This is a genomic window from Mesorhizobium sp. ES1-4 (assembly GCF_020164745.1).
Taxonomy (GTDB): domain Bacteria; phylum Pseudomonadota; class Alphaproteobacteria; order Rhizobiales; family Rhizobiaceae; genus Mesorhizobium.
Window position 1 is genome coordinate 38,852 of the sequence record NZ_JAIUGV010000012.1, and the last position, 14,780, is coordinate 53,631.

Here is a 14,780-nt window from a genome sequence, read left to right on the forward strand (position 1 = left end):
CGGGTAGGGTTTCAGCCAAATTGCCTCAGTTGAGCCCGCCGATGTGAAAGCTCTTCATCTCGAGATATTCCTCGATGCCGGCCTGCGCGCCCTCTCGGCCGAGGCCGGACAGCTTGACGCCGCCGAAGGGGGCTACCTCGATCGAGACCGAGCCGGTGTTCAAGCCCACCATGCCGAACTCCAGCGCCTCGCCGACGCGCCAGGCGCGTTTCAAATTTTCGGTGTAGAAGTAGGAGGCAAGCCCGTAGGGCGTGCCGTTGGCCAAGGCGATTGCTTCCTCTTCCGTCTCGAACCGGAAAAGCGGCGCGACCGGGCCGAACGTTTCCTCACCGGCAAGCAGCATCTCTTTTGTGGCGCCGGTCAGCACCAGCGGCGCGACATATTGCGGACCCTCGGGCAGCGCCGGCCTCGCTGTGATGATCGCAGCACCTTTGCCAAGCGCGTCCTCGACGTGGCGGTTGATCTTCTCGACCGCCGCCATGTTGATCATCGGCCCGATGGCGACGCCGGGCTGTTTGCCCGGTCCCACCGTCATGGCGTTGACGCGAGCGGATAGCTTGGCAGCGAAGGCGTCGTAGACACCAGCCTGAACGAGGATGCGGTTGGCGCAAACGCAGGTCTGGCCGCCGTTTCTGAACTTCGAGACCAGCGCGCCCTCGACGGCAAGATCGAGGTCGGCGTCGTCGAAGACGATGAAAGGGGCGTTGCCGCCGAGTTCGAGGCTGAGCCGCTTCACGCTGTCGGCCGCGCCTCGCATCAGCAGCGAACCGACCCGCGTCGAGCCGGTGAAGGAGATCTTGCGAACCGTCTCGTTCGCCATGATCTCGTTGCCAATCTCGGCCGGTATGCCGGTGACGATGTTGATGACGCCAGCGGGGATGCCGGCCCGTTCGGCAAGCACGCCGAGCGCCAGCGCCGAATAGGGCGTGAACTCGGACGGCTTGATCACCACCGTGCAGCCGGCGGCCAATGCCGGCGCGACCTTGCGGGTGATCATCGCATTAGGAAAATTCCACGGCGTGATGATTCCGCAAACGCCGACCGGTTCCTTCAGCACGATGATGCGTCGGTCGGACGTGGGCGAGGGGATGGTGTGCCCGTTGATGCGGCGTGCCTCCTCCGCGAACCATTTGACGAAGGACGCGCCGTAACGGATCTCACCTTTGGCCTCGTCCAGCGGCTTACCCTGTTCCGTCGTCAGGATAAGCGCCAGATCGTCCAGATGCGCCAGCATCAGGCCATGCCAGGTTTCAAGGAGCGCCGCGCGTTCGGCGTTGGTCTTCTTCCTCCAGTCCCGGTAGGCGGAAACTGCGGCCTCTATCGCCGCGCGGGTCTCCGCACCGGCCATGTCGGGCACCGAGCCGATCGCCGCCTGGGTTGCCGGATCGATGACGTCGACAGTACTGCCGGAGCCGGCAGCGACCCACTTACCGCCGATCAGGCCGGCTTCGCGGAAGAGGGTTTTGTCTCTGAGGTTTTTCATTGGAAACGACCTTGCAATCAGGTGAGCGCGGCGACGACAGCGGCGGTGATGACGTCCGTCCGGTCCTTGCCGGCAATGGTGCCCATGCCTCTGACAGTGGTGGCTTCGACGGCCTGCATAACGCGGTCGGCCGCAGCCCTTTCGCCGAGATGTTCGAGCATCATGGCGCCGGACCAGATGGTGGCGATCGGATTGGCGATGCCCTGATGCGCGATGTCGGGCGCCGAGCCATGTACCGGCTCGAACATCGACGGCGCCGAGCGGTCGGGATTGATGTTGGCGGAGGCAGCGTAGCCGAGCCCGCCCTGGATCGCCGCGCCGATGTCGGTCAGGATGTCGCCGAACAGATTGGAGGCGACGACCACGTCTAGGCTCTCCGGTGCCATGATCATGCGCGCGGCGAGTGCGTCGACGTGATAGCTGGTCACTGTGACATCAGGATAGTCCGCTGCCAGCTTTCGCGTGATCTCGTCCCAGAACACCATCGAATATTTCTGCGCATTGGACTTCGTGACGGAGGCAAGCTTGCCCCGCCGTGCCTGCGCCTGCTCGAAGCCGAAGCGCAGGATGCGCTCGACGCCGGCACGAGTGAAGATCGAGGTTTCTACAGCGACTTCGTCCGCAGTGCCTTGATGCACGCGGCCGCCGGCGCCCGAATATTCCCCTTCGGTGTTCTCACGGATGCACAGAATGTCGAAACCTTCTGCCCGCAGCGGGCCTGTCACACCCGGTAGCAGGCGGTGCGGCCGGATGTTGGCATATTGCACGAACGCCTTGCGGATTGGCAGGAGCAGCCCGTGCAGCGAAACGGAATCCGGCACCTCCGCCGGCCAGCCGACGGCGCCGAGAAGGATGGCGTCAAAGCCGCGTAGGGTCTCGATGCCGTCTTCCGGCATCATGCGGCCGGTATCCTTGTAGAATTTGCAGGACCAGGGGAACTCGGTTGCGGTCAAGGCAAAGCCCGCGTGTTTGGCCGCGGCCTCCAGCACCGTCCAGGCGGCGGCGGTCACATCGCTGCCGATGCCGTCACCGGGGATCATAGCGATCGAATAGGATTTCATCGGCATCTCTCTAGAGGCTGATCAGGACGCTCTTGGTCCTGCGGTTGGCGAGATAGGCCTCGCGACCAAGGTCCTTGCCGATGCCGGAGCGCTTGTAGCCGCCGGTCGGCAGAATATGGTCGCGCGAGCGGCTATAGCGGTTGACCCAGACAGTGCCCGCCTCGAGCTTGCGTGCGAAGCGGATGGTCCGGGACAGGTCGGCGGTGAACAGGCCGGAAGCCAGCCCGTAGGTTGGATGGCGGGACAGCGCCAGCGCCTCCTCCTCAGTCTCGAAGGTCTGGATGGTCAGGACCGGGCCGAAGATTTCCTCGACGATCGCCGGATTGGCCTGGTCGACATCAGCGATCAGCGTCGGCTTGTAGAAATAGCCTGGGCTGTCCATGACGCCACCGCCGGTCAGGCATTCGCCGCCGGCCTCGATCGCGGCCCGCACGATGCTGTCGACACGCCCCCGCTGCCGCTCTGAGATGATTGGCGAATATTGGGTCGCGTCGTCCCATGTCGGGCCTGGCCGCACCGCCTTCATCCTCTCCAGGATGGCGGCCGTCAACCTGTCGGTCACGCTGTTCTCGACGATCAGCCGCGTGCCGGCGACGCAGGCCTGCCCGGCGTTGAAGGTGACGCTGCCGGCGATAGCCGTCGCCGCCTTGTCCAGATCGGCATCGGCAAAGACAATCTGCGGGCTCTTGCCGCCGAGTTCCAGCGTCATCGGCTTGACGCCGGTGCGGGCGACGTTCTCCATGATGGCCGATCCGGCGCGGGTCGAGCCGGTGAAGCTAACCTTGGCGATCTCGGGATGGCCGGTCAGTGCCGTGCCCGTCGTCGGGCCGTCGCCAAGCACAACGTTTATGAGCCCGGCCGGCAGACCAGCTTTTACGGCGAGCTGCGCCATGGTGACAGCCGAGAAGGGCGTCATTTCCGACGGCTTCAGCACGACAGCATTGCCCGCGGCCAGCGCCGGGCCGAGCTTCCAGCCCGCCATGGAGATGGGAAAGTTCCATGGCGTGATCGCACCGACCACGCCATAGGGCTCGCTCATGATCATGCCGAGACTGGCGTCGTCGGTTGGCACCAGCTCACTGCCTTCCTTGTCCGCGAATTCGGCGAAGAAGCGGATCTGCTCGGCGGTCACGGCGATGTCGCCGGCAACGAGCTGGCCGACAGGCCGGGTGGAACACAGGGCCTCGATCCTGGCCAGCGTTTCGGCTTCCGCCTCGATCACGTCGGCCCAGGCCTGGAGCGCCTTCGTCCGTTCGCGCGGCCGGACGCCGCCCCAGTTGCTGGCCTTCAGCGCCTCCTTGGCGCTTTCCACGGCACGGTCGACCATGTCGACGCCGGCCACGGGGCAGCCGGCATATGCCTTGCCATCCGACGAGCGGCGCATCTCGATGGCACCCTCGGCCGCGATCAGCTCCCCGCCAATGAAATGGCCGACGGGAAGGGGGACGGTATCCGGGTCGAAGCTCAGGCTCATCGGCGACCACTCTGGACTGTTCAGCAGGAGCCTAGCGCGGGCGGCAGCGCAGCATGCACCGTTCGGCGATCGGTCGCGGATGATTGTTGTGTACGGGCGATGACAGACGGCAAAATCTTCCGCGGGGGTCAGCGCCAGTCGCGGACGCTCTCTACCCCACCGTCACGTAGATCTTGCGCACCGTTTCGATGGTTTTCCATACCCCGGCGAAGCCAGGCTTCATCACGAAGCTGTCGCCGGCGCGGTAGATCACCGGCTTGCCGCCGTCGGGCGCGATTTCGATCACGCCCGAGAGGATGTGGCAGAACTCGAAAGTCTCTCCCTTGATCGAGCGCGTTTCGCCAGGCGTCGCTTCCCAGACGCCAGTGTGGACGAGGTCGTCCTTGGCCACGTCCAGTGCCCAGGTCTTGAAGGCCGAGTTGCCGGTAATCAGCCGTTCGGGCAGCGCCCCGGATTCGCGCGGTGAAAAGGCTGGATTGGTATCGACGGTCTTGAGCAGGGACAAGGGATGGCCTTTCATGTTGAATTTCAATAGCCGCGCGACCGGTCGACGAGCCCGATGGGGTCAAGACCGGCGCGGTAGCGCCGGATGTTTTCGACGACGGCCTGTGCGGCAGTCACGGGCTGGGTGACGCTGGCGACATGCGGGGTCAGGATAACCTTCGGATGCAACCAGAACGGATGGCCCGACGGCAGCGGCTCGGGATCGGTGACGTCTACCATCGCCGCAGAAAGATGGCCGCTGTCGAGCGCGGCGAGGAGCGCTTCGTGATCGAGCTGCGGCCCCCGGCCGGTGTGGACGAGCGCCGCCCCTTCAGGCAGTTTCGTAAACAGGCCGGCATCGAGCAAACCACGCGTCTCCCCGGTCAGTGGCAGCAGGCAGACCAATATGTCACTGACGGCGAGCATCTCGTCCAGGCCGAGCTCACCATGATGACAGGTCACGCCCGCGATCTGCCGCGGCGAGCGACTCCATCCGGCGAGCTGGAAGCCGAAGGGCTTCAGGCGGTCGAGGACTGCTTGGCCAAGCTGTCCGAGGCCGAGCACGCCGACCCGGCGCGATCCAGCCTGTGGCTGCGCGATATCGGCCCATTCACCGGCGCGCTGCTGCGCCAGGTATCCAGGCAGGTTGCGGTGGAGCGCGAGTACGGCAAGCATCACATATTCCTGCATCATGCGCACGATGCCTTCCTCGACCATGCGCACGATCTTCACGTTCACGGGCACAGCATCGAGGTGAAACTGATCAACGCCAGCGCCGATCGAAAACAGGATTTCCAGGTTCCTGTAGCGGTCGAGATTATCCGGCACGGCCCAACTAATCAGGTAACGCACGGCGTCGGTGTCGATCGCTGCGGCATCCATCGTGAAGGGGACGTCCGGCAGTTCTCTCGCGAAGGCATCGGCGAAGATGGCCCCGCGGCGCGGATCGGAATTGAACAGGAACGTCATTTCGGCCCTTTTCACGTTGCGCAACGGGCACCCAGCGCCTCGATCAACCGCTGGCAGACGGCGAGTTCGCTCGTAAGGATGTATTCGTCGGGCTTGTGGGCGCGGCCGATGTCACCGGGGCCGCAGATGATCGCGTCTAAACCTGCGGCCTGGTAAAGCCCGGCCTCCGTACCGTAACTGACGGCGGCAAGCGGCACCTCGCCAGTCAAAGCGTGTAGCAGTCCCGCAAGTGGCGCGTCTCGCGGCAGCGACATCGCCGGATAGGCGCTCATCGGCGTCCACTCGGCCTGAAAGCCTTCGGCTGCAAGGGCCTCGGCCTCCGCCCGGACGCTCGCGAGCAGGCTGGCCGGGTCGACGCCGGGTATGGCGCGCGCCTCCAGGTCCAGCGTGCAGGTGTCGGGAATGATGTTGACCGATTGGCCGCCCGCCACGACACCCGCTTGCAGCGAGGAGTAGGGCGGCTCGAAAGCGGGGTCGAACGGACCGTGCGTCAGCCGCTCGGCTTCGCTCACGGCTGCGCTCAGCGCGTTCGCCATGGCGTGGATGGCGTTGAGACCGAGATCGGGCCGTGAGGAGTGGCCGGTGAGGCCCCGGATCGTCACCCGAGCCGCCGCCTTGCCCTTGTGCCCGCGCACGGCGTGCATGCCGCTCGGCTCACCGACAATGACGCCGAGCGGTTTTGCGCAAAGTTCGGGAAGGCGGGCGATCAAATGCGGCACGCCGCGGCACCCCACCTCCTCGTCATAGGAGAAGGCGAGATGGATCGGCATGGCAAGGCGCAGTGCCGCCAGCGTAGGCACCGCCGCGAGCACCGCGGCAAGAAACCCCTTCATGTCCGTGGTGCCGCGTCCATAGAGCCGTTCGCCCTCCTTGCGCATAGCAAAAGGGCTCGAACTCCACTGCGGCTCATTGGCGGGGACGACGTCCATGTGGCCGGAGAGAATATAGCCAGGGACGTCGGCCGGGCCGACCGTCGCGAACAGATTGGACCGGTCGCCTTCCGGCCCTCGAAGCAGCATAACCTGCATTCCGTGCTTTGCGAGATAGGCTTCGATCCAGCCGGCGATATCGCCGTTCGGCTTGCCGGCGACCGATGGAAAGGCGACAAGACGGTCGAGGATGTCGAAGACGTCCATTCCAGCCCTCACGGCATTTTCAGGTTCGCCGGGGTCGACGCCACCGGCCATAACTGCAGAATTGCCGCAGAGGATGTGCGCGTTCTTTCGCGATTGCGTGCCGAAAGCGGAAGTGTTTCAGTCGAATCTAGCGTTGCTGCACGGCATTCGAGCAAATCGTATCGGTCGGGTTGTTTACCGTTGTCTGTGCATGGCGTTGTATGTCACCTGTTAGGCAATCCTTCAGAGGCAACGAATTGAAGCCGTCCGAAAGCTTGAAAATCGATGCTTTCTCGATGCATATCGCCGATATCGAAGGCATCGAACTCGACCGATTGCATGCGCACTCGCTCTCCGTGGGATGGCCACACCGAGCCGAAGACTGGCAGTTCCTGCGGGAATCGGGGCACGGTTTCGTAGCGCTCGATGAGATCGACCGCGTTCTCGGTTCTGCAATGTGGTTCGAGCACGGCCCCGATTTCGCAACCGTCGGCATGGTCATCACCTCGCCCCGGCTTCAGACGTTAGGGGCGGCGCAATGGCTGATGAAGCGGGTCTTCGAGAAGATTCCTGGGCGCGACCTGCGCCTCAACGCGACCCGTGCTGCGCGGCGGCTTTATCTTTCGCTCGACTTCCAGCCGGAGAGGACCGTCTACCAATGCCAGGGCATCGCCCGCGTGCCGACGACAGTCAGACCGGAGGCGCGACGCGACATCCGAACTTTGGACGCCAGCGACATGTCGGCAGCGATCGAACTCGACACGACGGGTTTTGGCGTGAGGCGGATGGCACTCGTTGAAAAGCTCTTCGCGCACTCGGCCGGCTATGGGCTTTTCGACGGAAACAAGCTGACAGCTTTCGCGCTCTGCCGGCCGTTTGGCCGCGGCCACGTCGTGGGGCCGGTCTTAGCCGAAAGCGATGCCGACGCGGTGGCGGTCATCCGGCCGCATGTCGTCGATCATTCCGGATCCTTCCTTCGGGTGGACACCCCTATGGACAGTGGCGAGTTCGCGGCCTTTCTGCCGCATGCCGGGATGCCGGTCTTCGACACGGTGCAGACCATGTCGCTGGGCAAACGTCTCGCGGATTTCTCCGACGGCGGCTCCACCAGGCCGAAGACCTATGCCCTGGCAAGCCAAACTGTCGGATAGGGTGGCATTCGACTTGGGACCGGTTTTAGCCTTGCAATCAAACGCCCAAGCAGGGACATCTCGCGCCAGGACCCGCCAGTCCGTTCTTGGCCTCAAAGTAGCCGCGGCCATACCCATGGCCAAGCTACTCCTCTTTCTGGCCCCTTGGTTCGCCGGACCATACGAGATCAGACGAAGAATATGGCTTGGCTAACCATCGCCTAAGCGTTGATTTTCTTTAGGAGTCCCACACCTCAGCGACTAATATAATCGTTATGAAACAATGGCTTGCGAAGCGGTTCGCCAAAGTTGATTCAAGGAGCGGGTCCAGCCACTCGTCAATCGCATTTACCTTCTACAGAATGGCAGCTTTGCGTCTTTCTAGGTCACTTCGTCAGGCCCTGCCGTGCCCACAAGCGGACATTGCTGGCTGCAGGCCAAAGGTCGCTCATTGTTCGCCTTGGTGCAACGGTGGGCTCCGGAACCGACGCTCAGGCCTCAATAGTCATCAGCGGTGAGTTGGAGCCCACGTTCGCTCCTGGCCTGACGAAGATTTTGGTCACCCGACCTGGCATTATCGCGCGGACCGTGACTTCCATTTTCATCGCTTCCATGACGGCGACCGGCTGATCGACTTCGACTTTATCACCGGCAGCAACCTGAATTTCGCGAATGACTCCAGGCATGGGTGCCAACACGATTCCCTCACCCTCAAGGCGGCGACGCTTCGGCATGAAGGCCGACATCGCTGCGGCGTGCGGGGTAAGCACCTGAGCGCTTAAGCGAGTTCCTGAGTGTTCAATGACTATTGTCGAGGAGGAGGTCCGAACCTGGCAACACATCGCCTTCGCGTCCACCATTCCTCTAAATGTCGGCTCCGGGGGCAACCAGCCTGTCTCTACCTCAACCGTGTCACCGTCTGGGAATCGTGTTGAAATCGTGTCGCCCTCGATGCCCGCCATCACATGCATCTGCTCCGGCGGCATATCTCCTTCAAGGATCAGCACCAGATGCCGGCCAGACGCAAGGTGCCCACGGGTATCTCGGACGCGATCACGCAGTTGCTCGAGGCGCGAATTGACGGCAACGGAGACGGCCACCACCTTTTTCAGATCGGTCCCTCGCGGGGCGGCGATATTCGCCGACGACCCGAACTCTTCGGCGATCAGCGATGTGGAAAGGCGGCCTTCAAGCCAGCGAGGCAGCTTCATGAGAGAGGAGAGGAAGGACAGATTGTTTTGAACGCCCTCAATTGAGAAAGCATTCAACGCCTTGAGCTGGGCATCGATCGCAGCCTGTCTTGTCGGAGCATGGGTCACGAGCTTTGCGATCATCGGATCGTAGTAGACAGAGATTGTACTGCCTTCTTCTACGCCGGTGTCGACTCTCACGGCCGCATCGGAGCAAGTGGCCATCGGAGGGCGAAACAAGGAAAGACGCCCGGTCGAAGGAAGGAAGCCTTGTACAGGATCTTCCGCGTAGACGCGCGCCTCGACTGCCCAGCCGTTGAGATGAACGTCTTCCTGCTGCAGCCGCAATGGCTCGCCGGCCGCGACGCGGATCATCTCTTCAACCAGATCGATTCCGGTGACGAACTCGGTCACGGGGTGTTCCACCTGCAGCCTGGTATTCATTTCCAGGAAGTAAAATGACTTGTCCTGTCCGACAACGAACTCGACGGTGCCTGCCGAGTCGTACGCAACCGCCTTTGCCAAGGCCACGGCCTGCCTGCCCATTGTTTCGCGCGTCTGCTCATCAAGCAGGGGTGAGGGTGCCTCTTCGAGAACTTTCTGGTGCCGGCGCTGGACGGAACATTCGCGCTCGCCGAGATAGATCACGCTGCCATGTTTGTCGCCGAGAACCTGAATTTCAATGTGCCGCGGCTCGCTAATGTATTTCTCGACGAAAACCCGATCATCCCCGAAAGACGACGCCGCCTCGGACCGGGAGCGGAGGAAACCCTCGCGCGTTTCGCTGTCATTTCGGGCAATCCGCATTCCCTTGCCACCGCCTCCGGCAGAAGCCTTGATCATCACAGGGTAGCCAATCGACTGCGCGATGCTTATGGCCTGATCGGGCGTGTCAATCGCGTCGGGATAGCCGGGTACGGTGGATACGCCCGCGGCAGAAGCAACCTTCTTGGAGACGATCTTGTCCCCCATGGCAGCCATGGCCTTGGGGTTTGGACCGATGAACACGATTCCTGCGTTGCGAAGAGCTTCGGCGAACGCCACTTGCTCCGACAGAAATCCATAACCAGGGTGGACCGCTTCAGCGGCCGTCAACTTAGCCGCAGCCAGGATCTTTTCTATCGACAGATAGGAATGCACCGCTTGTGACGGGCCGATGTGCACGGCCTCGTCCGCCATTTGAACGTGCAACCCGTCCCGATCCGCATCCGAATAGACCGCCACAGTGGCGATATTCATCTGTCGCGCGGTTCGAATGATACGACATGCAATTTCACCGCGGTTGGCAATCAGGATCTTCTGGAACACTGCATTGCTACTTTCTTGCTTCCATCGTCTCACGAATGGCTTTGATGATGTGTGCCCGAGTCTCGCCCGGGACGATCAGTTCCAGGTTCCGGTGCTCGAGTTCCGTTTTGCCGTCTCGCCCGTCCCGCATATCGATGGCAGCTTGCGGCCAGCGAAGACAGCGACCGCCACTGGTCGACGACATTCCCATCACGACGGCGGCAAGTCCAATTGCCTTTCCCGTGACCACTGTTATAGGCGGTATGGTCAATCGAGCTTCGAGCTCGAGTAGCCGCGCTGCCGCTGAGAGTGGTCTGTTGCGCGCCTCCATCCTCCCAGGCAGAATTCCAGGGCAATCGAGAAACCGCAGCAGGGGAATTCGCCGGCGAGCGCAGAAGGCAATGAAATCCGCGGCCTTGCCCATTCCCTCGGTCGTCAATAGACCAAGCTTGACGAGCGGCTGATTAGCCACCACGCCGCACGTGAAGCCATCCATCTGGATCAACGCAGTGATGACGCTTGATGTCGTTTGAGCCTTCAACTCGAATACGTCGCCATAGTCGGCGACAGACTTGAGTATCTCGCGCATGTCGTAGGACGCGCGGCCAGCTAGGTAGTTAAGGCCCGGCGAGTCTCTCTCTTCGGGGTCGCGGAGCCGCGTTGACCCCTGATCCACGAGCATCGAAAGAAGTCGCCTCAGCGCGAGTATCGCGGTGACCTCATCATCAAACTGAACACTGGCGATACCTTCCTCGAAGGCTAAGTCCGCAAGTGAGACGACTTCGTTCGAAACCCGCCTTACCAGCTCCGGGCCAGCTAGAGACACGCCTGCCTCCGTACCCGTCGTGACGACGATGTCGGCAAGCGAGGCTAGAAGGGCGTCTGTGCCGACACTCTCGCCGAATACGACCGCAATTTCCAAACCAGCCACGCGTGCCCGCTGATCCGAAACCGCCGAGAATGCCCGAAAGCCCGCGCCTGCGTGGTCAGCATCAATGGCCGCGCCGTCGTAGAGAACAATGAGCGGCAGTTGCTCAGTTTGCGCCCGCATTCGCAAAAGCATGAGCGCATCTGCCTCGCGCACTCCTATCGTTCCGCCATTGCTCGCCGGGTTTTTCGCGAAGGCAAGAACTGATTGGCGGTACACGAGGCCCTCGGCGACCACTGCGTTACCGTGGTCGGCGCCGACGCAGGTTGGATCGTCAAAAAGAAGCGAGAGCCGTTCGGTTACGGTTAGCCGGCCCCGCGCGTGGATAGTATCCGGATCAATGCTTGCCGTACTCGATGACTGGTGCAGTCCGTCCGTCAGCGATGTAGCGGATAGAAACTCCGCAGTGAAATCAGTCCTGACAAATGGTTCAACTTCGACTGGGTCCGCGAGATGCCGCTCCAACAAGGCTCGAGCTGCCAACGCCTCGTGGTAGGGCACTGCAGCGAAGCGAATTCTGCTGCCCGGTCGCATTTGCGCCAACGATCCCAGATCCGTGCCAATCACGGTTGCGATCTTCGGATACCCGCCGGTCGACTGACTGTCGGCCATCAGCGCGATGGGCAGGCCGTCGCCAGGGACTTGAATCGATCCCATGACGATGCCATCGGAAACTATATCATATCCCTGGGAATGCCGTAGCCTTGGACCATCTAAGAAAATCGCCATTCGGTCGCTGCGTGCGGTGATGTCCCAAGGACCCTTTAAGAACGCTTGGTATTGCTCGGCATCAAAGTAATCCCGCTGTGGCCCAGCCAGAACTCTGATCGTCTCAGCCGGTCTCTCCAACCAGGTTGCGAGCAGACGACCCTCGGAAGCGCAAAATGATTTCGTATCGGTCAAGCCGATTTGGTCACCATCGACCAGGCATCGGCCGTTCATTCCCCCGAAGCCGCTACGGGTGTGCGTAGCCTGGGAGCCCAGGACTTCGGGCACGTCAAACCTCGCTGCTGCCGCCACGTAGCACCACGATCCCGCTTCGCCGGCGGCGATCTTGAGACGTTCTCCTGGCTTCAGCGTAAGTCTACAGGCGGACGGCAGCGGCTTGCCGTCACGGGTAACCGTGAATGTTCCGCCTGCCACCGCGATGTCCAGGGCAGCATTGGTGCTGGATAAATCAATACCACCCAACGAAACCTCGATCGACGTGGCATTTCGATCGTTGCCTACCGCAAGATTTGCAAGCGCATGAGCGACGGCATCCATGGGCCCGGCATGGCTGATACCGAACCGGAGGTAGCCATTCCTGCCGCCGTCCTGCAAAGAAACCCCCGGACCAACTTGATGCACAAGAATGGCGGTCATTGCGGAGCCCCCGCAACGTTGCCCGCCAAGGCAACGGATTCTCCGGAGGAAATTCGGGCATCCAGGTCCAGGAATTCATCTGGACTTATCGGGCTGAATTTGACGCTGTCGCCCGGCCGAACCAGAAAAGGATCCGACCGTCGGGGGTCATAAAGTTTGACCGGCGTGCGTCCCAGGACATACCAGCCTGTAGGCATCGCGAACGTGGTGATCGATGCAAGGCCGCCGCCGATCAAAACGGCACCTGCGGCATGCGGCGGACGCGGTCGCTGACGCCTGGGGATAGAGAGACGTTCAGCCAGACCGCCAAGGTAACAATAGGCGGGCGCAAAGCCATACATGTAAACCCGGTATTGCGCGCCCGCATGCGAGGAAATGACTTCGTCGCGGGCAAGTCCCGTTAGCGCGGCCACCTCGTCGAGATCCTCGCCGAATGACGGATCATAGCAGCAGGGAAGGACCCAAAGCTTTCCGGGATTCGAAAGCTCCGTCTCATCCAGGCTCGAGACAAGGTCTGCAATGGTCTCGCACAAGGCATACCTGGGAAGGACCAGGGGATCGTACTGCACCATCAGCGATCGGTAAGTCGGCACAAGTTCACGAACGCCGATCAGGCCGAGGCCTGACAATTTCCTGTCCAGCGCGAGCACCCGGCCATTGATTAGGGGGTCGACGACAGTCCCGAATTCGACAACGATTGCTGCTTCACCAGCATCGTAGAAACGCGGCAGATCGGTATTGAGATCGGTTTTCATGTCATAAACGATGCCAGGGCGATGCCGCCCTCTTCCATTACAGATCTGACTCGTCTCGCCAGGCTCACCGCATGGGCGCCATCACCGTGCACGCAAATCGAGTCGATCGGCGTTGCGAGCAACTTTCCACTCGCCGTGATGATCGAGCCGCCCTCGACCATGGCGAGGACCCGCGACGCTGCCAAGTCCATGTCTTCGATCATCGCACCGGGCGCGCTTCTCGCGATAAGCTGCCCGCCTTCATCATAGCCTCGGTCTGCGTAGATCTCTTGGTGCACCCGCAAACCTGCGGCTTCGCCAGCCCGAACTTGCTCGGTCAACGCTGTGGCGAGCAGCGACAGTGACGGATCCACGGATCGAACTGCCCTGGCGATTGCATCCGCCACCGAGCGTTCCGCAGCCGCGATATTCGCGAGCGCTCCGTGGGTCTTCACGTAAACAATCTTTTGCCCGCTCAGTGCGGCTACGCCAATGGCGGCACCGATTTGGTAGGCAATCAATCGTTCTATCTCGCCATTTGAAAATGGTATCCGGCGTCGACCAAAACCCCACAAATCTGGGAAACCTGGATGCGCGCCGATCGCGACGTTTCGCTCCCTGGCGCGAACGAAGGTCTGCGCCATTATTTCCGGATCCCCAGCGTGCAATGCGCACGCGATGTTCGCCGACGTGACGATGGCCAGCATCGCCTCGTCATTGCCAAAGCTGTAGGGCCCGAAGCCCTCGCCAAGGTCAGAGTTCAAGTCAATCGACTTGGGCATTGCAGCCTCCATTGGCATAGGTCGTTCTTCAAGCGTTGCGGCCTCTGCGCAGGTATCGCTCCAATCCCACCACCGCGCGGCTGGCCGGGTAGCTAATGGCCAGGTATATTAAAAATATAAACGAGTATATTTTTATGTAACTGAAGGTTTCAGATGCAATTAACTGGCCTCGAAACATTAAATCCCCAAGTGAAATTGTAGATACGAGGGCCGTATCCTTGAACATGGAGATGAAGTAGTTTCCGGTGGGTGGAAGGACTATCCGTGCGGCCTGGGGCAGGATCACAAGCGGGACGAACTGAAGTGAGCGCATGCCGAGCGCCCTTGATGCCTCCCATTGTCCACGGTCAACGGCCTCAATTCCGGCTCGGAAGACTTCGCTCAGATATGCGCCATAGTTGATCGAGAGGCCCGCTATGCCGGCAACGATTGGTGAAAGCTTGATGCCGAAATAGGGCAAGACGTAGAAGATGTAGAAGAGCTGCAATAGTAGCGGCGTCCCACGGATAAGCTCGACAAAGACCACAGAGCATATTCGCGCCCAACGAGGGGCGCCATGGATTTGGCCCAGGGCAAGCGTGATTGCGATTGCTAGTGCGACGGCCATGCTGGCGAAGGTCAGCCCGACCGTGAGCTGCAAGCCGGCCCACAACTGCGGCCACCATTCGATGTAGTCGTTGATGAGGTGATTCATTCTCTCACAATTGCCCGTAGCGCACTCGTCGAGCCGTGCTTGGCAGGAAAAGGCCATGGCGATTGGCGGCTGGGTTCCGCGTGTG

General features: G+C 61.5%; 12 protein-coding genes. 1 reads left to right on the forward strand and 11 read right to left on the reverse strand.

The features are described from left to right. Window positions 1–25 precede the first annotated feature (25 nt). The 6 genes from LB556_RS22440 to argE form a co-directional block, all read right to left on the reverse strand. Window positions 26–1,483, reverse strand: a complete 1,458-nt coding sequence (locus tag LB556_RS22440) for an NAD-dependent succinate-semialdehyde dehydrogenase (protein WP_224569907.1) — start codon at window positions 1,481–1,483, stop codon at window positions 26–28. A gap of 17 nt (window positions 1,484–1,500) precedes the next feature. Next, on the reverse strand, window positions 1,501–2,544 hold the full coding sequence (locus LB556_RS22445) for a tartrate dehydrogenase (protein WP_224569908.1): 1,044 nt from the start codon (window positions 2,542–2,544) through the stop codon (window positions 1,501–1,503). A gap of 10 nt (window positions 2,545–2,554) precedes the next feature. Beyond that, window positions 2,555–4,018, reverse strand: a complete 1,464-nt coding sequence (locus tag LB556_RS22450; RefSeq protein ID WP_224569909.1) for an aldehyde dehydrogenase family protein — start codon at window positions 4,016–4,018, stop codon at window positions 2,555–2,557. A gap of 151 nt (window positions 4,019–4,169) precedes the next feature. Then, window positions 4,170–4,523, reverse strand: a complete 354-nt coding sequence (locus LB556_RS22455; RefSeq protein ID WP_224570018.1) for a cupin domain-containing protein — start codon at window positions 4,521–4,523, stop codon at window positions 4,170–4,172. Window positions 4,524–4,546: 23 nt separating this feature from the next. Then, complete coding sequence (locus LB556_RS22460; protein ID WP_224569910.1) at window positions 4,547–5,470, reverse strand: 2-hydroxyacid dehydrogenase; 924 nt, start codon at window positions 5,468–5,470, stop codon at window positions 4,547–4,549. 11 nt (window positions 5,471–5,481) lie between these two features. Next, window positions 5,482–6,606: an acetylornithine deacetylase gene (argE, locus tag LB556_RS22465; protein ID WP_224569911.1), complete on the reverse strand. Its 1,125-nt coding sequence runs from the start codon at window positions 6,604–6,606 to the stop codon at window positions 5,482–5,484. Between the two features lie 200 nt (window positions 6,607–6,806). Here argE and LB556_RS22470 point away from each other — a divergent pair, with 200 nt between their 5' ends. Continuing rightward, a complete protein-coding gene (locus LB556_RS22470) occupies window positions 6,807–7,736 on the forward strand; it encodes a GNAT family N-acetyltransferase (protein WP_224569912.1) in 930 nt (309 codons plus the stop codon). 470 nt (window positions 7,737–8,206) lie between these two features. Here LB556_RS22470 and LB556_RS22475 read toward each other — a convergent pair whose 3' ends face one another. From LB556_RS22475 to LB556_RS22500, 5 genes are read right to left on the reverse strand one after another with little or no spacing between them, the layout of a single operon-like run. Further along, a complete protein-coding gene (locus tag LB556_RS22475) occupies window positions 8,207–10,213 on the reverse strand; it encodes an acetyl-CoA carboxylase biotin carboxylase subunit (RefSeq protein WP_224569913.1) in 2,007 nt (668 codons plus the stop codon). A gap of 7 nt (window positions 10,214–10,220) precedes the next feature. After that, a complete protein-coding gene (locus LB556_RS31875; protein ID WP_318011301.1) occupies window positions 10,221–12,485 on the reverse strand; it encodes a 5-oxoprolinase/urea amidolyase family protein in 2,265 nt (754 codons plus the stop codon). Further along, window positions 12,482–13,240 (reverse strand): 5-oxoprolinase subunit B family protein, encoded by a 759-nt coding sequence (locus LB556_RS22490; protein WP_224569914.1) that lies wholly within the window; start codon window positions 13,238–13,240, stop codon window positions 12,482–12,484. The genes LB556_RS31875 and LB556_RS22490 overlap by 4 nt, the downstream gene beginning before the upstream one ends. After that, window positions 13,237–14,001 carry a LamB/YcsF family protein gene (locus tag LB556_RS22495; RefSeq protein WP_224569915.1) on the reverse strand — a complete coding sequence of 255 codons (765 nt, stop codon included), beginning with the start codon at window positions 13,999–14,001 and terminating at the stop codon, window positions 13,237–13,239. Before LB556_RS22495 ends, LB556_RS22490 begins: the two co-directional genes overlap by 4 nt. A 28-nt stretch (window positions 14,002–14,029) precedes the next feature. Continuing rightward, entirely contained in the window at window positions 14,030–14,695 is a 666-nt protein-coding gene (locus tag LB556_RS22500) for an amino acid ABC transporter permease (protein ID WP_224569916.1), read from the reverse strand. Between the last annotated feature and the right edge of the window lie 85 nt (window positions 14,696–14,780).

What these genes read in the sequence shown, in the direction of transcription:
- LB556_RS22490 (WP_224569914.1), bottom strand. Translation starts at nt 13,240, where the DNA reads ATGAAAACCGATCTCAATACCGATCTGCCGCGTTTCTACGATGCTGGT.
- LB556_RS22470 (WP_224569912.1), top strand. Translation starts at nt 6,807, where the DNA reads ATGTCACCTGTTAGGCAATCCTTCAGAGGCAACGAATTGAAGCCGTCC.
- LB556_RS22460 (WP_224569910.1), bottom strand. Translation starts at nt 5,470, where the DNA reads ATGACGTTCCTGTTCAATTCCGATCCGCGCCGCGGGGCCATCTTCGCC.
- LB556_RS22450 (WP_224569909.1), bottom strand. Translation starts at nt 4,018, where the DNA reads ATGAGCCTGAGCTTCGACCCGGATACCGTCCCCCTTCCCGTCGGCCAT.
- LB556_RS22445 (WP_224569908.1), bottom strand. Translation starts at nt 2,544, where the DNA reads ATGAAATCCTATTCGATCGCTATGATCCCCGGTGACGGCATCGGCAGC.
- argE (WP_224569911.1), bottom strand. Translation starts at nt 6,606, where the DNA reads ATGGACGTCTTCGACATCCTCGACCGTCTTGTCGCCTTTCCATCGGTC.
- LB556_RS31875 (WP_318011301.1), bottom strand. Translation starts at nt 12,485, where the DNA reads ATGACCGCCATTCTTGTGCATCAAGTTGGTCCGGGGGTTTCTTTGCAG.
- LB556_RS22440 (WP_224569907.1), bottom strand. Translation starts at nt 1,483, where the DNA reads ATGAAAAACCTCAGAGACAAAACCCTCTTCCGCGAAGCCGGCCTGATC.
- LB556_RS22500 (WP_224569916.1), bottom strand. Translation starts at nt 14,695, where the DNA reads ATGAATCACCTCATCAACGACTACATCGAATGGTGGCCGCAGTTGTGG.
- LB556_RS22495 (WP_224569915.1), bottom strand. Translation starts at nt 14,001, where the DNA reads ATGCCCAAGTCGATTGACTTGAACTCTGACCTTGGCGAGGGCTTCGGG.